Source organism: Streptomyces sp. P5F9, from assembly GCF_057961495.1.
In genome coordinates, this window is the sequence record NZ_JBXVPZ010000087.1 from 1 (window position 1) to 20,555 (window position 20,555).

20 protein-coding genes and 1 riboswitch are annotated in these 20,555 nt (G+C 69.9%); of the genes, 5 read left to right on the forward strand and 15 right to left on the reverse strand.

The genetic code is table 11. From position 1 onward, the window contains the following. Positions 1-38 precede the first annotated feature (38 nt). Positions 39-1,184: a glycosyltransferase family 4 protein gene (locus AC31A1_RS16790; RefSeq protein ID WP_489654089.1), complete on the reverse strand. Its 1,146-nt coding sequence runs from the start codon at positions 1,182-1,184 to the stop codon at positions 39-41. Between the two features lie 136 nt (positions 1,185-1,320). On the opposite strand from AC31A1_RS16790, the gene AC31A1_RS16795 reads away from it, so the two are divergent. Next, positions 1,321-2,556 (forward strand): glycosyltransferase 87 family protein, encoded by a 1,236-nt coding sequence (locus AC31A1_RS16795; protein WP_489654090.1) that lies wholly within the window; start codon positions 1,321-1,323, stop codon positions 2,554-2,556. Here AC31A1_RS16795 and AC31A1_RS16800 read toward each other — a convergent pair. After that, positions 2,517-3,836 carry an MATE family efflux transporter gene (locus AC31A1_RS16800; protein WP_489654091.1) on the reverse strand — a complete coding sequence of 440 codons (1,320 nt, stop codon included), beginning with the start codon at positions 3,834-3,836 and terminating at the stop codon, positions 2,517-2,519. The genes AC31A1_RS16795 and AC31A1_RS16800 overlap by 40 nt on opposite strands. A gap of 99 nt (positions 3,837-3,935) precedes the next feature. Here AC31A1_RS16800 and AC31A1_RS16805 point away from each other — a divergent pair, with 99 nt between their 5' ends. After that, a complete protein-coding gene (locus AC31A1_RS16805; protein ID WP_489654092.1) occupies positions 3,936-4,466 on the forward strand; it encodes a PadR family transcriptional regulator in 531 nt (176 codons plus the stop codon). A gap of 13 nt (positions 4,467-4,479) precedes the next feature. Here AC31A1_RS16805 and AC31A1_RS16810 read toward each other — a convergent pair whose 3' ends face one another. The 5 genes from AC31A1_RS16810 to AC31A1_RS16830 form a co-directional block, all read right to left on the reverse strand. Further along, complete coding sequence (locus AC31A1_RS16810) at positions 4,480-5,670, reverse strand: hypothetical protein (protein WP_489654093.1); 1,191 nt, start codon at positions 5,668-5,670, stop codon at positions 4,480-4,482. 30 nt (positions 5,671-5,700) lie between these two features. Further along, on the reverse strand, positions 5,701-6,723 hold the full coding sequence (locus AC31A1_RS16815) for a C40 family peptidase (protein WP_489654094.1): 1,023 nt from the start codon (positions 6,721-6,723) through the stop codon (positions 5,701-5,703). Between the two features lie 230 nt (positions 6,724-6,953). Further along, entirely contained in the window at positions 6,954-7,988 is a 1,035-nt protein-coding gene (locus AC31A1_RS16820) for a C40 family peptidase (RefSeq protein ID WP_489654095.1), read from the reverse strand. A 210-nt stretch (positions 7,989-8,198) separates the two neighbouring features. Beyond that, positions 8,199-9,542, reverse strand: coding sequence for an NYN domain-containing protein (locus AC31A1_RS16825; RefSeq protein ID WP_489654096.1), 1,344 nt, complete (start codon positions 9,540-9,542; stop codon positions 8,199-8,201). A gap of 36 nt (positions 9,543-9,578) precedes the next feature. Continuing rightward, a complete protein-coding gene (locus AC31A1_RS16830; protein WP_033284410.1) occupies positions 9,579-9,818 on the reverse strand; it encodes a hypothetical protein in 240 nt (79 codons plus the stop codon). A 218-nt stretch (positions 9,819-10,036) separates the two neighbouring features. Here AC31A1_RS16830 and AC31A1_RS16835 point away from each other — a divergent pair, with 218 nt between their 5' ends. Together AC31A1_RS16835 and AC31A1_RS16840 are read left to right on the forward strand one after the other, a co-directional pair. Then, positions 10,037-10,714 (forward strand): rhomboid family intramembrane serine protease, encoded by a 678-nt coding sequence (locus AC31A1_RS16835; protein ID WP_489654108.1) that lies wholly within the window; start codon positions 10,037-10,039, stop codon positions 10,712-10,714. Next, entirely contained in the window at positions 10,711-10,992 is a 282-nt protein-coding gene (locus tag AC31A1_RS16840; protein WP_019062383.1) for an Lrp/AsnC family transcriptional regulator, read from the forward strand. Before AC31A1_RS16835 ends, AC31A1_RS16840 begins: the two co-directional genes overlap by 4 nt. On the opposite strand, the gene AC31A1_RS16845 is transcribed toward AC31A1_RS16840, so the two are convergent. From AC31A1_RS16845 to ctaE, 7 genes are all read right to left on the reverse strand, one after another. Beyond that, positions 10,989-11,234: a hypothetical protein gene (locus tag AC31A1_RS16845; RefSeq protein WP_489654097.1), complete on the reverse strand. Its 246-nt coding sequence runs from the start codon at positions 11,232-11,234 to the stop codon at positions 10,989-10,991. The genes AC31A1_RS16840 and AC31A1_RS16845 overlap by 4 nt on opposite strands. A 164-nt stretch (positions 11,235-11,398) precedes the next feature. Continuing rightward, positions 11,399-12,760 carry an aminotransferase class V-fold PLP-dependent enzyme gene (locus AC31A1_RS16850; protein WP_489654098.1) on the reverse strand — a complete coding sequence of 454 codons (1,362 nt, stop codon included), beginning with the start codon at positions 12,758-12,760 and terminating at the stop codon, positions 11,399-11,401. Positions 12,761-12,925: 165 nt separating this feature from the next. Continuing rightward, positions 12,926-13,042, reverse strand: a riboswitch (SAM riboswitch). Positions 13,043-13,118: 76 nt separating this feature from the next. Then, positions 13,119-14,183: an anthranilate phosphoribosyltransferase gene (trpD, locus tag AC31A1_RS16855; RefSeq protein ID WP_489654099.1), complete on the reverse strand. Its 1,065-nt coding sequence runs from the start codon at positions 14,181-14,183 to the stop codon at positions 13,119-13,121. A gap of 134 nt (positions 14,184-14,317) precedes the next feature. Then, positions 14,318-15,955: a cytochrome bc1 complex cytochrome b subunit gene (gene qcrB / locus AC31A1_RS16860; RefSeq protein WP_489654100.1), complete on the reverse strand. Its 1,638-nt coding sequence runs from the start codon at positions 15,953-15,955 to the stop codon at positions 14,318-14,320. Next, positions 15,952-17,007 carry a cytochrome bc1 complex Rieske iron-sulfur subunit gene (qcrA, locus tag AC31A1_RS16865; protein WP_033284405.1) on the reverse strand — a complete coding sequence of 352 codons (1,056 nt, stop codon included), beginning with the start codon at positions 17,005-17,007 and terminating at the stop codon, positions 15,952-15,954. Before qcrA ends, qcrB begins: the two co-directional genes overlap by 4 nt. Beyond that, complete coding sequence (qcrC, locus tag AC31A1_RS16870) at positions 17,004-17,813, reverse strand: cytochrome bc1 complex diheme cytochrome c subunit (RefSeq protein WP_489654101.1); 810 nt, start codon at positions 17,811-17,813, stop codon at positions 17,004-17,006. Before qcrC ends, qcrA begins: the two co-directional genes overlap by 4 nt. An 80-nt stretch (positions 17,814-17,893) precedes the next feature. Continuing rightward, on the reverse strand, positions 17,894-18,514 hold the full coding sequence (gene ctaE, locus AC31A1_RS16875; RefSeq protein WP_019067823.1) for an aa3-type cytochrome oxidase subunit III: 621 nt from the start codon (positions 18,512-18,514) through the stop codon (positions 17,894-17,896). Between the two features lie 157 nt (positions 18,515-18,671). Between ctaE and AC31A1_RS16880 the strand changes: the two genes are divergently transcribed. Further along, a complete protein-coding gene (locus AC31A1_RS16880; RefSeq protein WP_489654102.1) occupies positions 18,672-19,073 on the forward strand; it encodes a response regulator in 402 nt (133 codons plus the stop codon). Positions 19,074-19,165: 92 nt separating this feature from the next. Here the strand turns inward: AC31A1_RS16880 and AC31A1_RS16885 are convergent, their stop codons facing one another. Further along, positions 19,166-20,431 carry a L,D-transpeptidase gene (locus AC31A1_RS16885; RefSeq protein ID WP_489654103.1) on the reverse strand — a complete coding sequence of 422 codons (1,266 nt, stop codon included), beginning with the start codon at positions 20,429-20,431 and terminating at the stop codon, positions 19,166-19,168. Between the last annotated feature and the right edge of the window lie 124 nt (positions 20,432-20,555).

The window sequence follows — 20,555 nt, forward strand, 5'->3', positions numbered from 1 at the left end:
CCGCCCGGAGCACGCACCCCGCACCCCGGATCGCGCCCCTAGAGCAGCTGTTCCTTGAGCCTCTCCGCCAGGAGGTCCCAGCGCCAGCGTTCCTCGACCCACTGGCGCCCCCGCTCGCCCATGTTCTGGCGGAGTTCCGGGTCGGCCAGCAGGGCGATGACGCGGTCGGCGGCGTCCTCGGGGGAGCCGCCGCGGACGACCCAGCCGGTCTCGCCGTCGAGGACGGCGTCGGGGGCGCCGCCGGAGTCGCCGGCGACGACGGGGAGGCCGGTGGCGGATGCCTCCAGGTAGACGATGCCGAGGCCCTCGACGTCGAGGCCGCCGCGCCGGGTGCGGCAGGGCATCGCGAAGACGTCGCCGGCGCCGTAGTGGGCGGGGAGTTCGGACCAGGGGACGGCGCCCGTGAAGCGGACGGAGTCACTCACACCCGTCTCCCGCACAAGCCGCCGCAGGTCCTTCTCGTACGGCCCGCCCCCCACGATCAGCAGCACGGCCTCCGGCTCGCGGGCCAGGATGCGCGGCATCGCCAGGATCAGGGTGTCCTGGCCCTTGCGCGGGACGAGGCGGGAGACGCAGACGACCACAGGCCGGTCGGTCAGGCCCAGCCGCGCCCGGACCTCCGCTCCGCCCGACCCCGGATGGAAGACCTTCTCGTCCACGCCTGGCGGAAGTTGGACCATCCGCGCGGCCGCCGCCGGGCTCAGCGCGGCGGCGATGCGCGAGCGCGTGTACTCGCCGAGGTAGGTGATCGTGTCGGTGGACTCGCCGATGCGGTGCAGGAGTTGACGGGAGGCGGGGAGCTGGGCCCACCCGGCCTCGTGGCCGTGGGTCGTGGCCACCAGCCGTTCCGCGCCCGCCTTCCGCAACGCCGGCGCCATCAGCCCGAGCGGCGCCGCCGCCCCGAACCACACCGCCGTACACCCGTGTTCACGCAGCAGCCCGACGGCCCTGCGGGTCGCGGCGGGCGTCGGCAGCAGCATGGTCGTGGCGTCCCGTACGACGGTGAACGGCTGCTCGGCGTCGAACGCGGCCGTCGCCTCGGCGCCCTCACGCCCGCGCTTCCAGGTCGAGGCGTAGACGACGATCCGCTCGGGCTCCAGCCGTAGCGCCATGTTGTGCAGAAACGCCTGGATGCCACCGGGCCGGGGCGGAAAGTCATTGGTCACGATCAGGGTCTTGCGCACGCGGCAGACCCTACCGGCCCCACCGGACGACGACTCACAGGCCCGCACGGCCGCGCTTCATGGCCATCGCACAGCAGATCGGGAGAACATGTGCCCCACATCGGCGGGCACGGCACGGAACGGAACAGGGGCTCAGGTGGAGATCGCGGGCGCGGGACGGCGGCTGGCGCCGCTGCTGGGAACCTGGGGCCTGACCAGAGTCGTACTCCTGCTGTTCGTCTTCAAGGTGCTCGTGTTCCCGGGCCCGGACGTCACCAGCGACGTGTCGGTGATCTACCAGAGCTGGTACGAGACACTCCGCCACGGCGGCTTCCCGCTGGACGATGTCACCTGGCAGTACCCGCCCGCCGCCGCCCTCCCGATCCTCTCCCCCGCCCTGCTGGGCTTCCTGGACTACGCGTCGGCGTTCTTCGTCCTCGCCTTCCTCGCCGACCTGACCGTCCTGGCCCTGCTCCTGTACACGGGCCTGCGCCCCGGCCGCACCCTGCGCGGCGCCTGGGTCTGGGTCGCGGGCGTCCCGCTGCTGGGCCCGACCGTGTACGCGCGCTACGACGTGATGGTGACCGCGGTCGCCGTGGCCGCGCTGCTCGCCGGCACCCGGCATCCCCGCGTGATGGGAGCGCTGGCCGGCTTCGGGGCGCTCCTGAAGGTGTGGCCGGCGCTGCTCCTGCTGGGCGCGGTCAAGCGCCGCGCGTGGGGAGCGGCGGCGCTGACGGTGACCGTGGTGGCAGGCCTCTTCGCGGTGTCGATGCCGGGCGCGTTCGCCTTCCTGAACTTCCAGCGCAACCGGGGCACGGAGGTGGAGTCCCTGGGCTCCCTCGTCTTCCACGTGGCCCGGCACTTCGGCTGGCCGGGCCAGGTCCTCCTGAACTACGGCTCGGTGGAGTTCGTCGGCCCCTACGTCAACTGGGTCAGCACGGCCGCCCTGGGCCTCACCGCGACGGCCTTCGGCTGGCTCATGCTCTGGCGCCTGATGGCGGCCCGTTTCCTGCCCCACACCCTCGCGGACGCGGCCTTCGTGGCCGTCCTGATGTTCACGGTCACCAGCCGGGTGATCAGCCCCCAGTACGTCGTCTGGCTGATCGGCCTCGCGGCGGTCTGCTCCTGCTTCCGCGCCAGCCGCATGAGGCTCCCGGTCGCCCTGGTCCTGGCGGCCGCCTTCGTCACGGTCCTGGAGTTCCCGGTCTGGTTCGCCCACGTGGTCGCGAGCGACGGCCTGGGCGTGACCCTGCTGGTCGTCCGCAACGGCCTGCTGATCGCAGCGGCCCTCATCGCCGCACGGGAGCTGTGGCGCGCGTCGGTCACCTGGGCGGACGTGCCGCCGCTGCCCAGTCAGGCGACCCGGTCGAAGGCGGCTTCGACGTCTCCCTGAGACCGGGCCCGCCGCCGGAACAGCACGGCGACGGCCGCGCACTGCACCCCCATCGAGAGCGCCAGCGCCAGGCACACCCCCGGCAGACCGAGCCCCAACAGCCCGTACGCCAAGGGGAGTTGGACCGCCGTACCGAGCACCGTCACCCGTAGCAGCGCCGGTGCTCCCCCGCTGCCCTCGAAGACCCCGCCGAGCGCGATGAAGCAGGCCATCAGGAGCAGGTAGGGGCCGATGCAGCGCAGGAACAGGACGCCCCCGTGGGCGACTTGGGGTCCGGCGCCGAAGGCGGCCATGATCCAGGGGGCGATGAGGAGGAGCAGGACGGCCGCCCCGACTCCCACGATCCCGGACACGAGCATCGCCTCCCGCCCGATCTCCCGTCGTGCGTCCCTTCCTCCTCCCCGCAGGTGCGAGGTGTGGATGGAGGCGGCCTGCCGCACGGAGTAGAAGGCCATCGTCGCCACGTACAGGACCTTGTAGGCGATGGCGTACGCGGCCACCGCCGTCACCCCGAGCCGCGCCACGATCGCGACCGTCACCAGTCCCCCGCCCTGCCGGAGGGTGAAGTCGGCGGACATGGGCAGGCCGGTGATCAACGTCCGGCGCAGGGCCGCGCGAACGGACCCGGCGGGGGCCGACTCGGTACGGCGCAGGAGGGCGTTCCGGCGTAGCGCGCGGAGTCCCACCCCCAGCGCCACCACCCGGCACAGCACGGTCGAGGCGGCGGCGCCCCGGACGCCGTAGAGGTGGATGAGGAACGGGTCGGCGACGAGGATCAGGCCGTTGGCGAGCAGGGCCAGGCGCATCGGGGTTCTGGTGTCGCCGGTGCCCTTGAGGATGCCGTCGACGAGTTGCTGGACGTAGAAGACGGCGATGCCCGGCAGGGAGATCGCGAAGTAGGCGACCGCGAGCGGGAGTTCGGGTCCCGTGCCGCCGAGGACCAGGCGGGCGAGTGGTTCGCGGAGCAGGAAGCCCGCCGCCACGACCACCGGTGTGACCAGTGCGCAGAGAGCCACCCCGCCGCGCACGGCGGACCGTATCGCGGCCGGGTCGCGGGCTCCCCTCCCGTGGGCGACGAGCACGGTCGTGCCGGAGGCGAAGACCAGGGCGATGCCGAGCAGGACGTTCTCGGTACTGGTCGCGACGGCCACGGCGGCGACGGCCGGGCCGCCGAGCCGGGAGACCCAGACGGTGTTGATGATCCCGGCGGCGACGGAGGCGAGGAGCGAGAGGTAGACGGGGCGGGCGAGCGAGACGAGCTGCTTGCGATGGCTGTTCACGGACCGGTCCTCCTCGATACGAGCTACCTCTAAACGAGATAGCTCGATTAGAGGTAGCATGGCTGTACGAGGTCCGCAAGAACCGTGCGAAGGAGGACCATGCTGGAACTGTCGATCCTGGGCTTCCTGGCCGAACAGCCGCTCCACGGCTACGAGTTGAAGGAGCGCATCAAGGCGCTCAGCGGCCATGTCCGCCCGGTCAGCGACGGCGCTCTCTACCCGGCACTCACCCGCCTGGTCACCGCCGGCAAGCTCGACCAGCACACGGAGGAGGGCACGAGCGCGGCCCCGCGCCGGGTCCTGTCCCTCACCGAAAAGGGCCGCGAGGACCTCTTGGAACGGCTCCGGCACCCCAAGCAGGCCGAGATCACCGACCACGTCCGCTTCAACACGGTCCTGGCCTTCCTACGGCACCTGCCCGACCCGCACGAGCAGGCCGCCGTGCTGCGTCGCCGGCTGGAGTTCCTGGAGACTCCGGCGAGTTTCTTCTACCGGGACGGCGAGCCCGTGCGGGCGGAGGAGAGCGGGGATCTGTTCCGGCAGGGCATGCTGCGGGTCGCGCGGGCGACGGGGGCGGCCGAGCGGGAGTGGCTCGCGGAGGCCATCGGCCGACTGGATCAGCAGAGGTGAACCGGTCGCCGGATCAGGCGAGTTGATCCTGGAGATAGTCCCGCCACTGCGCCGTGAAGTCGGCCAGGGGCACCCCGAGCACGCTCTTCATCGCGTCCTCCACCGCCCCCGCCCGCTTCTTGTGGGCGCCGACAGCCCGGTAGAACCTGCCCAGTTGGTCGGCTCCCCAGCGGTCCTCGATCATCCGGCAGGCCATCCACCCGCCCTCGTACGCCTGCGCGAGCTGCGTCGGCTCGCTGCTGAAACCGAAGTCCTTGTCGGCGGGGAGGGCGGTCGGGAGGTCGCCCTCCGCGACGGCGCGGTAGAGCTCCGGGGCGGCCTGGGTCGGGGTGCGGCCGGTGCCCCGGTAGCCGATCCAGTCGGCGTAGCCCTCCGAGAGCCACAGCGGGGTGGCGGAGGTGGTGTGGGCCCGGGTCGCCACGTGGGTCGTCTCATGGGTGAGCACCACCTGCTTGCCCATCGAGCCCAGGAGCGCGTACGCCTCCGGGTTGACGATGATCCGGTCCGCGGGCGCGCTGCCCGAGCCGCCCGCCTCGCCCGTCGTCACCGCGGCGATGCCCCGGTAGGAGGCCGCCGGTGAGCCCAGGAGGCCCGCCATGCCGTCCAGGGAGCCGGGGACGAGCACGACGACGTGCCGGGTCCAGTCCGTGCCCCACGCGTCCGACACGGCCGGTACGGCGTGGTCCGCGAGGGAGCGGTAGTCGTCGAGGCTGTCGGTGTCCTGGCCGACCCCCATCACGAGGCTGTGCGCGCCCTTGACGACGCTCACCTTCCCCTGGTCCCACAGCTGCTGGCCGGACTTCTTCGCGGGCTTGTCCGAGTCGACGTACCACTGCCCGTCCACGGTGAGGCGGAGCGTGAGCGTGCGGCCGACGGTGACGGGTGAGGTGTCGTACCCCTTGACCTTGTAGCTCAGTTCGGCGTCGGCGGTCGCGGTGGCACCGGTGCGGTGCAGGGCGGTCAGCCGGTAGGACCAGGAGGCGAAGGGGACGGCGCTCAGGTTCTCGTACGCGGTGCGCGCGCCGGTCCTCGTGTACGCCGTCCCGTCGTGGTGCAGGACCGCTGCGGACTGACGGTCGAGGAGGCTCTGGACCTCCGCCTTCGCGCTGTCCGCCGCCGGCTGCCCGCCGCATCCCACCAGCGAGACGAGCAGCAGACACAGCGCGAGCACTCCGGAGCGCGACGCCCGCCTACGACCAGTCACTTCCCGATCGTACGACCCTTTCGGGCGGGTTCAGACCCTCGTGACCGACGAGATGGGCATCATGCCGACCGGGTCGTAGCGCACCGGCGCGCCGGGGTAGGGGGCGTGGATGACCTGACCGTTGCCCACGTACATGCCGACATGGCTGGCGTCGGAGCGGTAGACGACCAGGTCGCCGGGCTGGGCCTGGGAGAGCGGGACCTGGTGGCCGGCGTAGCGCTGTTCCTGCGAGGTGCGCGGGAGGTGGACGCCCGCGTGGGCGTACGACCACTGCATCAGGCCCGAGCAGTCGAAGCCGCCGGGGCCGTTGGCGCCCCAGATGTACGGCTTGCCGAGTGCGGACCGGGCGGCGGCCACGGCTGCGGCGGCGCGGCCCGAGGACGGAACGCCGGCGCCGAAGTCGGGGATGTCCTCGCGGGAGGAGCGGGAGGCCCGGTCGAAGGAGGCGCGCTCGGCGAGGGGCATCTGGTTGAGGAGTTGCCGGGCCTTGGCGAGTTTCCGTTCGACGGTCTTCTTGTGGGTGGCGACGGCCTTGCGGCTGCGCTCCAGTTCGGCGAGGTGGCCGGCGGCCTCGGTGCGTTCCTGGGCGAGTTCGCGCATGGCCTCCTGGAGGTCCTTGAGCTGGCCCGCCTGCTGGGTGGTGATGCGGTCGAGGACGGAGGCCTTGTCGAGGTAGTCGGCCGGGTCGTCGGAGAACAGCAGCGCGACGGTGGGGTCGATGCCGCCGGAGCGGTACTGGGCGCCGGCGAGTGAACCCAGCGCGTCCCGCATGGTGTTGATGCGCTGTTGCTGCCGGGCGATCCGGTCCTGGGCGTTGCTCACCTGCCGGTGCAGCTGCCCGGCGCTCTCGTCGGCCTTGTCGTAGGCCTCGGTCGCCTGCTCGGCCTCGTGGTAGAGCCGGTCCACCTCGGCCCGGGAGTCGTCGTGCGGCGCGGCCACGGCGGAGGTGGCCGGCATGGCGCCGAGGGCGGCGGCAGCGGCGCTCAAGACGCAGACCGCGGCACTGGCGCCTCGGTCGAACCCGGACGGTGCAAGGCGACGACGGGATCCCACGGGAAGCCGCACTTCCTTCCGCTGGCGGACACGGACCGCTCCCCCGGTGCGGGGAAACGCGCCAGACAGTAGCTCTGTGAAGGGGTGCGGGCCAAAGACCTCCGCGGACACATAACGTGACGCCCCGCCTATGACGCAGGTCATGGGCGGGGCGTGGGGTCAGCGTGGTGTGTCGTAATTCGCCCGTTCGGGCGGCCCGGTAGGACCGGACGAGGACGGTTACGGTCGGATCAGATCCGGACGCCGAACTCGAACGTCATGTTGCTGATCGCCTCGTAGCGGACCACGGCACCGGTGTGCGGGGCGTGCAGCACCTGGCCGTTGCCGGCGTAGAGGCCGACGTGGTGGAAGTCGCCGTAGAAGATGACCAGGTCGCCGACCTTGAGGTCGCTCTGGCTGTAGATCCGGGTGCCCGCGTTCGCCTGCGCCTCGGACGTGCGGGGTATGGAGACGCCCGCCTGCGCGTAGGCCCAGGACGTGAGGCCGGAGCAGTCGAAGGAGGACGGGCCGGAGGCGCCGTAGACGTACGGTGAGCCGATCACGGACTGGGCGGCGGCGAAGGCGGAGGCGGCGCGGCCGGAGGCGGAACCGGTGTTGCCGAGGTCCACACGTGAGCTGGAGCGGTTGGCGGCCTGCGCCTGCTCCTGGTCGAGCGCCGCCTTCTCCGCGGCGGTCAGGGTGTTGAGCAGCTTCTGGGCCGAGGCCAGCTTGGCCTTGACCTCGTCCTTCTTCTTCTTGAGCTCGGTGCGGGTGGCGGAGAGGTCCTTGAGCTTGCTGCTCGCCTCCGCGCGTTCCTGGGCGAGTTCACGCTGCTTGCCCTGGATCTTCGTGAGCGCCTCGACCTGCTGACTGCTCAACTGGTCCATCGTGGACGCCTTGTCGAGGTAGTCGTCCGGGTTCGAGGACAGGAACAGCTGGATCGAGGGGTCGATGCCCCCGGTGCGGTACTGGGCGCTCGCCATCGTCCCGAGGCCGTCCCGGAGCTTGTTGAGCTCCTCCTGGCCGCGGGCGACGTTGTCCTGGATGGTGGAGATCTCCTTCTGGAGCTTCTCCTGCTTCTCCTGGGCCCCGTCGAGCTTCTCGGTGGCCTGCTCGGCCTGCTCGTAGAGGGCGTCGACCTTCGCCTTGACCTCGTCCTTGCTGGGCTTCTCGCTCGGCGCGGCATTCGCGGCCTGAGCGCTGAAGGCAACGGCGGCTGCGGCTGCGGTGGTCAGCACAGTCACACGCGTGCGGCTCGGCTGCTTCGGTCGACGATGGGACGCCACGGAGTCGAGCTCCTTCTATTGAGTGATCACCCGTTCGGAGGTTCGAGGCCTGACCCTAGTGATGTTTCTGTGATCAGTTCAAATCCTCACACGAAAAAATGCTGTCACTCAAAGCATTCTTTGCACATAACCAACATGCAGTGATGGTCGATTGACGCTACGTTGCGTGACGGTTCGGTCAATTCCGGCATTAAACCTGTACGTTGACCTTCACGACAGTCGCTTGAGGAGTACCGCAGAAGCGACGGGCCGGGCGCCCGCCTTCGCGATGCCGTCGGCCACCTCGCGGTCGGTCGACGCGACGATCACCGGCCGGCCGGGCGGCTCGGCGCGCACCAGCTGGCGGATCAACTCGTCGGCGGTGACGCCCGGTTTGGAGAACAGCACCCGCACTCCGCGCGGCGGCGCGAGCAGCACGGGCGCGGCCAGCTCGGCCCCGTCGAAGACACAGGTGACCTCGGCGCCGGTCTGCGCGGCGAGCTGCGACAGCTGCCCGAGCAGCCTCAACCGCTGCTTCTCCAGGGGCATTTGGGGATAGCCGGTCTTGGTGACGTTGTAGCCGTCGACGACCAGATGGGCCTGCGGCAGCGCGAGCAACTGGTCGAGGATCGCGGGGTCGTTGTCCGACAGCGCCCGCGCGGCGATGTCTTTCGGGGTCATTCGTCCCGGTTCGACCGCGTCGACGGTCTCGGCGGGCCGTACGGAGACCGGCGGCAACGCCAGCTCGCGGCGCAGCCCCTGGGCCGCGTCCAGCACGGTGTCGAGCAGCAGCCGTACCCGCATGTCCTCGACACTGCGGCCCTCGCGGGCGGCCTTGCGGGTGGCCTCAAGGGCCGCCTCCGCCTCGCCGAGCCGGGCCTTGAGGCGGCGGCTCTCGCTCTCGGCGGCGGACAGCTGGGTCTGCGCCTCGGCGCGCGCGGTGTCCGTCTCGGCCCGCAGCTTACGCAGGGCGGCCTCGCCGCGCTTGACGTCGCTGTGGGCGGCACGCAGCTTGCGGTGCAGGGAGTCCGCTTCCTTCTTCGCCGCGTCCAGCTCGGTGCGCAGCCGCTCGGTGTCGGCCCGGGTCGCGTCCCGCGCCTGCGCCAACTCCTCGCGCAGCCGCTCCAGTTCGGCCCGGCTCTCCTCGTCCGCGCGCTCGGCGTCGGCGCGCAGTGCCTCCTCGCCGGCGGCGGTCACGAGCTTCACCCAGCCGGTGGGGCGCAGAACATAGGCCGCGGCCGCCACGTCGAGCGGATCCGCGGCCGGGGGCGGCGAGCCGGAGTCGAGAGCGCCCGCGAGCTCCGCCTGGGCCTCTCTGAGCTTCTCCCCGATCCGCTGCCGGAACAGCGGATCGGTCTCCAGCGCGGCAGCCATGGCATTACCCGCGAACTTGGCGCGCCGGTTGGGGGCGAAGCGGGCGTACTGTCGTAGCTGCGCGGGCAGTTCGGCTACGGTGAGGCCGCCGAAGCCGTCCGACACGATCTGCACGACCCTTCTCCGCACGCCGTCGGGCAGCGGACGGTCGAGCACCTCGGCGGCGCCGTCGCCCGGCCCCCCGCCTGAGTTCTCCACCATCCTCACACCCCAATACGTGTGCGGGGCCGCTCCCTCTCAGGAGCCGGCGCCCGGCCTGTCCACGAGTTCCACCTGATCCACGGCGTTGCACCAGCGGCAGCGCACCGACTCGATGGTCTCACTGACCACCTCGCGCTCCTCCACCTTCGGCTCACCCGCCAGGTCCAGGTGGAGGTACTCCACGACCTTCGACGAACGCGTCACGTCGAAGCGCGTGAGGTTGCCGCAGAGGGTGCAGCGCCACCGCGTGGAGCCGGTCGGCAGGGGAACCGTCATCGTGGCTGTCCGCTTCCTTCTCGTTCCAGTTTCCGTGATCGCCGGTTTCCCCGGCGAGTGTGGCTCGTAACCCTACGGCCTGGCGGGTACTCGCCGCTCGGCCGTCCACAGCGGCGAGGCACGCTGTGCCGCTACGCCCCGTTACGTCATGCTCTGTAACCGTGATCAGCACCTGGGGCTCGGCCCTCGTCAGGACGTTCCGCGGCACCTCGGCGCCCATGACCTACGTCCTGATCGGCCTGTGCTGCCTGATCTTCGTCCTCGGCCCGGCCTCGGGTTTGGTCCCGTCCTACGGCACCGGGGACGCGCTGCTCGCCGTACAGCGGGCGTACTTCCGCCGCTGGGGGGTGGTTCCGGCCGAACTGTTCGACCACCCCACCCGAGAGGCCCTGACCCCGGTCACGGCCCTCTTCATCCACGGCAGCTGGATCCATCTCCTCGGCAACATGCTCTTCCTCTACGTCTTCGGAGCGATGACCGAGGAACGGCTGGGCCGTGTCGAGTTCACCCTGTTCTACCTGGGCTGCGGCTACCTGGCGCTGCTGGGCTACGCGGTGGCCAACGCCGACTCCGAGCAGTCCCTCGTCGGCGCGTCCGGGGCGATCTCGGCGGTCCTCGGGGCGTTTCTGTACTTGTTCCCCCGGGCCCGCGTGACGAGTCTCCTCCCCTTCCTCTTCTTCCTGCCGCTGCGTTTCCCGGCCTGGGTCGTCCTGCCGTTCTGGGCGGCCCTGCAGTGGCTCGCGGCGGGCCGGGCCGCGCAGGGGCCGGGGGTGGCGTACCTCGCCCACCTGGTGGGCTTCACGCTGGGCTTCGGTTACGCGTGGGTGAGATTCGGTCGTACCACTAGAGTTGGGGCCGCCCCAGTAACGGTCCCCGAGGGAGAGAACCAGCCGTGATCACCGCGATCGTCCTCATCAAGACCAGCGTGGACCGGATTCCCGAGATCGCCGAGTCGATCGCCGCGCTCGAATCCGTGAGCGAGGTCTTCTCCGTCACCGGGACGTACGACCTGATCGCGATGGTCCGGGTCCGGCAGCACGAGGACCTGGCCGAGGTGATCCCCGGGCGGATCAGCAAGATCCCCGGGGTCGAGGGGACGGATACGCACGTGGCGTTCCGGACGTACTCGCAGCATGACCTTGAGGCCGCGTTCGCGATCGGGCTGGACTCCTAGCGGGCGCCCAGCCGCTTCCCCAGGGCGACCAGCGCGCCCCGGTTCACGACCTCCCAGGCCGGCAGCTCGGTGCGGTGACCATCACCGCCCCGCAGGTCGGCCCACCGGTGGGCCGACAGCCCGCCCGGGCCCCGCTGCCGGACGTGCTCGACGACGGACCGTATCCGCTGGTTCTCGGCTCGGTCCTGGTCCGCCGAGCCGACCTGGATCTGCCACTCGTCGACGATGAAGGCCTGTTCCACCCCGTCGGCGATCCGCCCAGCGACGGGGCCGCCCGTCGGAGACCAGGACGAGCCCCTCCTCGTACAGCTGGACCGGCCTGCCGCCGAGGAGCCGCGGCAGCCGTCGTACGACCGCCTGGGTCAGCGGTTCGCCCAGTCCCGTCGGAGTGCCCACCCCCGGATGGTCACACGGCAGGCACGCAACGGCCGTCCTGCGTACGGTAGTTCCACTTCGCGCCGTCGGTCACGAGCTCCCGTACGGCCGTGATGAAGCGCTCGACGTGCTCGTCCGGGGTGCCCGCGCCGAAGCTCACGCGGATGGCGTTGAGGGACTTCTCGCCCGGGGCCGCCTCCGGGGCGCCGCACTCGCCCTGGGTCTGGGGGTCGCTGCCCAGCAGGGTGCGGACCAGGGGGTGGGCGCAGAAGAGGCCGTCGCGGACGCCGATGCCGTACTCGGCGGAGAGGGCGGCGGCGAAGTGCGAGCTGTTCCAGCCGTCGACGACGAAGGAGATCACGCCGACGCGCGGGGCGTCGTCGCCGAACAACGACAACACGCGCGCCTCCGGGACCTCCGCCAGGCCCGCCCGCACCTTCTCGATCAGGTGCTGCTCGCGGGCGACCAGGGTGTCGAAGCCCGCCTCCGTCAGGGCCTTGCAGGCCGACGCGATGGAGTAGGCGCCGATGACGTTCGGGGAGCCGGCCTCGTGGCGGGCCGCGCTGTCGTGCCACTCCACGTCCACCCCGCCGTCCTCGCGCCGCGTGACCTTGCGGCTGGCGCCGCCGCCCGCGAGGTAGGGGTCGGCCGCCTGGAGCCAGTCGGCGCGGCCGGCCAGGACGCCCGAGCCGAAGGGGGCGTAGAGCTTGTGGCCGGAGAAGGCGATCCAGTCGACGTCGAGGTCCTGGACGGACACCGGGTGGTGCGGGGCGAGTTGGGCGGCGTCCAGGACGATCCGGGCGCCGTGGGCGTGAGCCGCGGCCGCCAACTCCCGTACCGGCCACAGCTCGCCGGTGACGTTCGAGGCGCCGGTGACGCAGACCAGGGCCGGGCCGAACGGGTCACGTTCGGCGAGGGCCCCCTCCAGGGTCTCGACGGCCTGGCCCGGGGTGCGCGGGGCGTTGAGGTAGGTGACCTGGGCGTCCTTCCAGGGGAGCAGGGACGCGTGGTGCTCGGTCTCGAAGACGAAGACCTGGCAGTCGGCGGGGAGGGCGGCGGCGAGGAGGTTCAGGGAGTCCGTCGTGGAGCGGGTGAAGATCAGCTGGTCGTCGGGACGGCAGTCCAGGAACTCCTCGACCGTCCTGCGGGCGTTCTCGAACAGGTCCGTCGACAGCTGCGAGAGATAGCCGGCGCCGCGGTGCACGCTGCCGTAGTACGGGGCGTAGGCCGCCACGTCGTCCCAGACGCGCTGGAGGGCGGGGGCGCTGGCCGCGTAGTCGAGCGCCGCGTAGGTGACTTCGCCGCCCGTGACGAGCGGGACGGTGACATCCCGGCCGAGAACGGGCAGCGGGGCGCACGTGGTCGTGGCGGCGGCAACGGTGGAGACAGACATGGCGAACTCCCGTGAGAGGCAGGCGAATTCACTGCGCGAGCGGACATGGCTCCGGCGCAGGAAAGGGTGAAAGGGGATGTGCGGAGTGGGGGCTTCGCGCCCTATCGCATTCGCTTGCTCACAGAGAACTCCCTCGATGACCAGGACCCCTGGTGTCTTTCGAGGGGCCCGCGCTTGCCGCAGACCTCGCTGCCTACGGCCTGGTCTTCACCCGGGGCACCCCGCCACGGACGGAGGGTTGCCGGACAGTCGGCCGGGGCCTCATGACTGTCACTCATGACCTGGTCGAAAAATTTACGCGAGGTGATCGTCGTCCCGCAACCCGTGTCCGGATCGCGGGACGACGACCGCCGTACCGCTACGCGTTGCTGGCGGCCGCCCAGCGCTCCAGCGTGCGCTTGGCCGCCCCCGAGTCGATCGACTCCCGAGCCTTCTCCATCCCGGCCCGGATCCGGTCCACCAGCGGCCCGTCCCCGGCCTCCAGCGCCACCAGGGCAGCCGCCGAGTTCAGGAGTACGGCGTCCCGTACCGGGCCCGTCTCGCCGTCCAGGAGACGGCGGGCGACGCCGGCGTTGTACTCGGGGTCGGCGCCGCGCAGGGCTTCCACGGGGACCAGTTCGAGGCCGACGTCCCTCGGGTCGAAGGCCTCCTCGGTGACCTTGCCGTCGCGGACGATCCACACCCGGGAGGTGGCCGTGGTCGTCAGCTCGTCGAGGCCGTCGTCGCCGCGGAACACCAGCGCGGAGGAGCCGCGTTCGGCCAGCACGCCCGCGATGAGCCCGGCCATACGGGTGTCGAAGCAGCCGACCGCCGACGAGGTGACCTTGGCCGGGTTGGTGAGCGGGCCGAGGAGGTTGAACGCGGTCGGCACCCCCAGGTCCCGCCGGACCGCGCCCGCGAACCGCATCGTGGGGTGGAACTTGGCCGCGAAGCAGAACGTGATCCCGGCCTCCTCCACCACCTGCGCGACCCGCTCGGGCGACAGCTCCAGGTTGATGCCGAGCCGCTCCAGCACGTCGGAGGAACCGCTCGCCGAGGACGAGGCCCGGTTGCCGTGCTTGACGACCTTCGCGCCGGAGCCGGCGATCACGATCGCGGACATCGTCGAGATGTTGACCGTCTTGGCCCGGTCGCCGCCCGTGCCGACGATGTCGACGGCCGGCCCCGGGATGTCCAGCGGCTTCGCGTGGGCGTACATCGTCTCGACGAGGCCGTTGATCTCCTCGACGGTCTCGCCCTTGGCCCGCAGCGCCACCAGGAAGCCCGCGATCTGGGCGTCCGCCGCCTCACCGCTCATGATGCGGTCCATCGCCCACGCCGTGTCGGCGGTGCCGAGGTCCTGTCCGGCCAGCAGCGCGCTCAGTACGTCGGGCCAGGAACGGGCCGCCGCGGTGTCGCCTCCAGCGGGGGTCACAGCGCTCATACGGCCGCTCCTGGGTGTCGTAGAAACCTGCTTCGAAAGACGTGCCCCACCCTATCCAGCGCGGGGCACGGCGAAGGGCCCCGTCCGGTGTTCGGACGGGGCCCTTCGACTGTGGCGTGGCGACGCCTCAGCGATCAGTGGTGGCCGTGGCCGCTCGTGATCTCCTTGTACTCCTCGACGGTGGGCTTGGGGATCTGGGACTCCTCGCCGTAGTACGCCTCGCTCAGCTTGGCGCGCAGCTTCTGGGAGCCCTTCACCTTGCGCTCGACGCCGTTCTCGTCGACCGTCGCACCGATCGCGGCCGGCTCGTACTGCTCGTGCGCGGTGAGCGTGTGCAGCGCGTCCTGGCTGAGCGGCTCGTGCACCTCGATGAACTCACCGTGCGGCAGGCGCTTGATGATGCCCGACTCGCGGCCGTGCAGCACCTTGTCCCGGTCGCGGCGCTGGAGACCGAGGCAGACCCGCTTGGTGGCGATGAAGACCAGCACCGGCACCACGAAGAAGCCGACGCGCACGAACCAGGTGATCGAGTTGATCGACAGGTGGAAGTGCGTGGCCCAGATGTCGTTGCCGCCACCGATGAGCAGGACGAAGTACCACGAGATCCACGCGGCACCGAAGGCCGTACGGGTCGGGACGTTGCGCGGGCGGTCCAGGATGTGGTGCTCGCGCTTGTCGCCGGTGACCCAGGACTCGATGAACGGGTAGACCGCGATCGCGACCAGGACCAGCGGGAAGATGACCAGCGGGATGAACACGCCCAGGACGAGCGTGTGACCCCAGACGTTGATCTCCCAGCCCGGCATGACACGGATCAGGCCCTCGGAGAAGCCCATGTACCAGTCGGGCTGGGCGCCCGTGGACACCATGTCCGGACGGTACGGACCCATGGCCCAGATCGGGTTGATCGAGGCGATCGCCGCGACGGCCGCGATGACACCGAAGACCAGGAAGAAGAAGCCTCCGGCCTTGGCCATGTAGACCGGCAGCAGCGGCATGCCGACGACGTTGTTGTTCGTCTTTCCGGGACCCGCGAACTGCGTGTGCTTGTGGTAGAAGACCAGGATCAGGTGGCCGACCACTAGGCCGAGCATGATGCCCGGCAGCAGCAGGATGTGGATCGAGTAGAACCGTGCGACGAAGTCGCCGCCCGGGAACTCGCCGCCGAAGAGGAAGAACGACAGGTACGTGCCGACGATCGGCACGGACAGGACCGCGCCCTCCATGAAGCGGACACCGGTGCCGGAGAGCAGGTCGTCCGGGAGCGAGTAACCGGTGAAGCCGGTGAACATGCCCAGGACGAACAGCAGGAAGCCGAACAGCCAGTTGACCTCACGCGGCTTGCGGAACGCGCCCGTGAAGAACACCCGCATCATGTGCACGAACATGGCGGCGAGGAAGATCAGCGCCGCCCAGTGGTGGATCTGACGGATCAGCAGACCACCGCGCACATCGAAGGAGATGTGCATCGTCGAGTTGAACGCCTCCGACATCAGCTGCCCCTGGAGCGGGACATAGCTGCCGTGGTACGTCACCTCGTTCATCGACGGGTGGAAGAACAGCGTCAGATACACACCCGTGAGGATGATGATGATGAAGCTGTAGAGGCAGACCTCACCCAGCATGAACGACCAGTGGTCGGGGAAGATCTTGCGCATGTTGGACTTGGCGAGGGAGTAGATCCCGAGCCGTCCGTCGGCCCAGTCGGCGATCTTCTCGCCGGCCGGTGCCTTCTCGCGCGAACGCGAGTCGGAGTTGGTCGTAGTACTCATCCGCGCTCCCAGAATGCAGGACCGACGGGCTCCTCGAAGTCGCCGAGCGCCTGGAGGTAGCCCTCGTCGCTCACGCCGATGCGCAGCTGCGGCAGGGCGTGACCGGCCGGGCCGAAGATCACTCGGGCACCGTCGGAGAGGTCGAAGGTGGACTGGTGGCACGGGCACAGCACGTGGTGCGTCTGCTGCTCGTACAGGGAGATCGGGCAGCCCACGTGGGTGCAGATCTTCGAGAAGGCCACGATGCCCTCGTGCGCCCACTCCAGCTCGCGCTTGTCCTTGATGTTGTCCGGCTGGAGCCGGACGATCATCAGCGCGGACTTGGCGATCTCGGTCTGGAACTCCTCGTCGGTCTCCTCCAGGCCCTCGGGCTTGGCGAAGGTGAGCGAGCCGACGGCCACGTCCGAGGGACGCAGCGGCAGGTTCGTGTTCATGTTGACGAGCAGCTTGCCCTTGGACCACAGGGTGTGGCGCAGCTTCGTCCCCGGCAGCGGGCCCAGGTCGCGCAGCAGCATGACGCCGGAGAGCGGGAACAGGGCCAGCGCGCCGAACATCGTGTTGCGGATCAGCTTGCGACGGCCGAGCGCCGACTCCTTGGCACCGTCCTTGAAGTCGGCCATGACCTTGGCCTTGACCTCGGGGGGTGCCTCGATCGCGTGCCGCTCGTCGGCGATCTCCACGTCGGACATCAGGGTGCGGGCCCAGTGGACCGCGCCCGCGCCGATGGTGAAGAGCGCTCCGCCGAGGGTCAGACCCAGCGCGAAGTTGAGCGCGTTGATGTGACCGATCGGGAAGACGAAGATCGCCTTGTCGTGCGGGATCGCCACGTACGAGGCGATGAAGCCGACCGTGAGGAGCATCGACAGCGTGAACAGGAAGGCGACGACGCGCTCGGACCGCTTGGCGGCCCGCTCGTCGATGTCCTGCACCCGGTGCTCGTGCGGCGGCAGTCCCGGGTCGGCGAACGGGTCCTGCTCGTCCGCGACCGACACCGCGCCGTGCGCGTCCTGCTCAGCGGGCAGGTTCTCTTCTGGAATGTCTTGGCTACTCATGACTTCTTGGCCTTTGCGGTCCGAGCGGCGACCCAGACGGCTACCGCGATCAGCGCGCCCAGACCGAAGATCCAGGCGAAGAGACCCTCACTGACCGGACCGAGACCACCCAGCTCAAGCCCGCCGGGGCTCTCGGTGTTGTCGCCGTTGACCGCGTTGAGGTACGCGATGATGTCCTTCTTGTTCTTCGACGACAGCGTGGTGTCGGGGAAGGAAGGCATGTTCTGCGGGCCGGTCTGCATGGCCTCGTAGATGTGCTTCGGGGCAACGCCTTCGAGGCTCGGCGCGAACTTGCCGTGCGTCAGCGCGCCGCCCTTGCCGGTGAAGTTGTGGCACTGGGCGCAGTTGGTGCGGAACAGCTCGCCGCCCTTGGCGATGTCCGAACCCTCCGGCCCGTACTCGTTCTTCGTCGGGATGACCGGACCGGCACCCAGCGAGGCGATGTACGCCGCGAGCTGGTCGATCTCGGCCTGGGAGTAGATGACCTTCTTGGCCGGGATCTGAGCACCCGGCTGCTGCGCCGGCATACGGCCGGTGCCGACCTGGAAGTCGACCGCCGCGGCGCCGACGCCCACAAGGCTCGGACCGTCGGAGCTGCCCTGACCGCCGGTGCCGTGGCAGCTTGCGCAGCCGACGGCGAACAGCTTCTTGCCCTCGTCGATGGCGAGGGACTGGGCGGACTCGTCGGCCTGCGCCTTGCTCGCGGGCGCGAACGCGGCGTACAGCCCCCCAGTTGCCGCCAGCGCGAGGAGTAGGACGACGACCGCCGCCAGCGGATGGCGTCGTCGGGTGGAGAGCTTTTTCACGGATTACCCCGGTGTCAGGATCTTCTGCGTCGATGCTTCTGGAATGTGCGCTTCTTGGCTGCGCGCGGGATCGGGCCCGACTACTTGATCAAGTAGATCGTGGCGAAGAGGCCGATCCAGACGACATCGACGAAGTGCCAGTAGTAGGACACGACGATGGCCGCGGTCGCCTGTTCGTGAGTGAACCTCTTCGCCGCGTAGGTACGTCCGAGGACGAACAGGAAGGCGATGAGGCCGCCCGTCACGTGCATGCCGTGGAACCCGGTGGTCAGATAGAACACCGAGCCGTACGGGTCGGAGGACAGCGACAGGCCGTCCTTCTTCACCAGCTCCGTGTACTCGAAGATCTGACCGCCGATGAAGATCGCACCCATCACGAACGTGATGATGAACCAGCCCCTGAGCTTCTTCACGTCCCCGCGCTCGGCGGCGAAGACGCCGAGCTGGCAGGTGAGGGAGGAGAGCACCAGGATCGTGGTGTTGGTCGCGGAGAACGGAAGGTTGAGATGGCTCGCCATCTCCTTCCAGTGATCCGGACCGGTCACCGATCGCAGGGTGAAGTACATCGCGAAGAGGGCCGCGAAGAACATCAGCTCGGAACTCAGCCAGATGATGGTTCCGACGCTGGTGAGGTTCGGCCGGTTGACCGACGGGTGCGCGTGCCCGGTTTCTACTGTCGTTGCTGTCGCCACGACCGACATTATGTCGGTCGCTTATCCCGCCCTCACTCCGGGGGGTGCCGTTCGGAGTGTCCGCAGCGTGTGTACTGCCCGTATGGCCCATCGCAGGGGTGTTCCAACAGGTGTTGACGGGGTGTTCAAGGGAGTAGCATCCGCGCAACGGACCTTGGGAGGAAGAATGCAGGCGACCGCCACGGTGCTGGTCTACAGCGATGACTCCAACACCCGCGAGCAGGTGCGGTTGGCCTCCGGCAGGCGGCCGGCGTCCGACGTGCCGTTGGTCGAGTTCCTGGAGTGCGCCACGCCTGCGGCGGTTCTCAAGGAGCTGGACCGGGGCGGGATCGATGTCTGTGTGTTCGACGGGGAGTCCTCGCCGATGGGGGGCATGGGGTTGTGCCGCCAGGTGAAGGACGAGATCTTCAACTGCCCGCCGGTGCTTGTGCTGATCGGGCGGCCCCAGGACGCGTGGCTTGCCACGTGGAGCCGTGCGGAGGCCGCGGTGACCCTTCCGGTGGATCCCGTTGAGTTCGCGGCCTCTCTTGCCTCTCTGCTGCGTGAGAAGCGGGCTTTGAGCGCCTAGGAGGGTGGGGCGCGAGTTGTGTGGCGACTGCGGGCCGGCTGTGGCTGGTCGCGCAGTTCCCCGCGCCCCTAGGTAGGTCGCCCTTAGGTGGGTCACACTGACTCGGGGCGAAGTCTCGCCGCGTCCTCCGGCCTCGGACCATCGGGTGTTCCGCCTACCAGTGCGCTGCCGCCTCGCCAGTTCTTCCAGCCGAGGTTCCAGTCGCCGAAGCCGTTGCCGAAGGGTTCCATCTCGTCGCCGTTGGAGTTGACGACCTTGACGACGTCGCCTTCGTGGATGGTGTCGAAGAACCACTCGGCGTTGCTGGTGCTCATGCCGGTGCAGCCGTGGCTGACGTTCTCGGAGCCCTGGGAGCCGACCGACCAGGGGGCGGCGTGGACGTACTCGCCGCTCCAGGTGACGCGGGTCGCGTAGTACACGGGGAGGTCGTACGAGTCCGAGGAGCCCTCGGAGATGCCGACGGTGGTTCCGCGCATCCGTACGAAGTACTCCTTGCCCAGTACGACCTTGACGCCGTTCCGGGTCTCGAAGCCGGGCTTGCCGGTGGTGACGGGGATCTCGTTGATCTCCTCGCCGTTCCTGTAGACCGTCATCTCGTGGGACGCGGCGTCCGTCACGGCGACGATCTTGTCGCCCGTGGTGAGCTTGAGGCCCTTCGAACTGCCGCCCCACAGGCGGTCGCTGATCTTCACGCCGTCGAGGTCGCTGCGGACCTGGACGGTGGCGTGGGCGGGCCAGTAGTCCTTGGGGCGGTAGTGGAGTTCCTTGTCGTCCACCCAGTGCCAGGCGCCCTCCACGGCGGGCACGGAGTCCACCCTCAGGGCGCGTTCCACGATGGCCCGCTGCGCCTTGTCCTTGACGGGCATGTTCAGTTCGGCGGTGACCGGCTGGCCGACGCCGTACTGGCCCGCGTCCGGCCCGAACTTCACCGTCAGGCTCTTCTTCGTGGTCGGCTTGCTGGTGTCGAAGGTGAGGACCTTGCGGCCGGGGGCGCCGTCCTCGTCCTCCGTGCTCACCCGGACCGTGTAGTGGGCGTTGGCGGCCAGCGGGGAGGTGCTGTGCCAGCGAGTGCCGTCGGCGGCGAGTTCGCCCGTGACGTAGCGTCCCGCGGCGTCCACGGCGGTGACGTCCGTGATGCGGCCGTCGTCACCGGAGACGGTGACCGCCAGGGGCTTGTCGGGGTCGACCTTCTTGCCCTTGCCGGACGGGCCGTTGAAGGAGATCTGCCCCGCCGCGTCGTACGGCTTGGCCGACAGCGGGTTGCCGCCGTCGGACCCGCAGGCGGTGACGCCCGCGCCGAGGGAGACCACCAGCAGGGTGCAGCTGACGACGGTGCGGGTGCGCGGAGAGTGGTTCATGGGGTCACGCTATGAAGCTTCGTCAGCCGCGGCGCGGTGGGTCACTCGGACGAGGGACCGGCGTTGCGGCAAAAGCACGAGCCCGGACCCTCCTGACGGAGTGTCCGGGCTCGCGAGTGCTCTG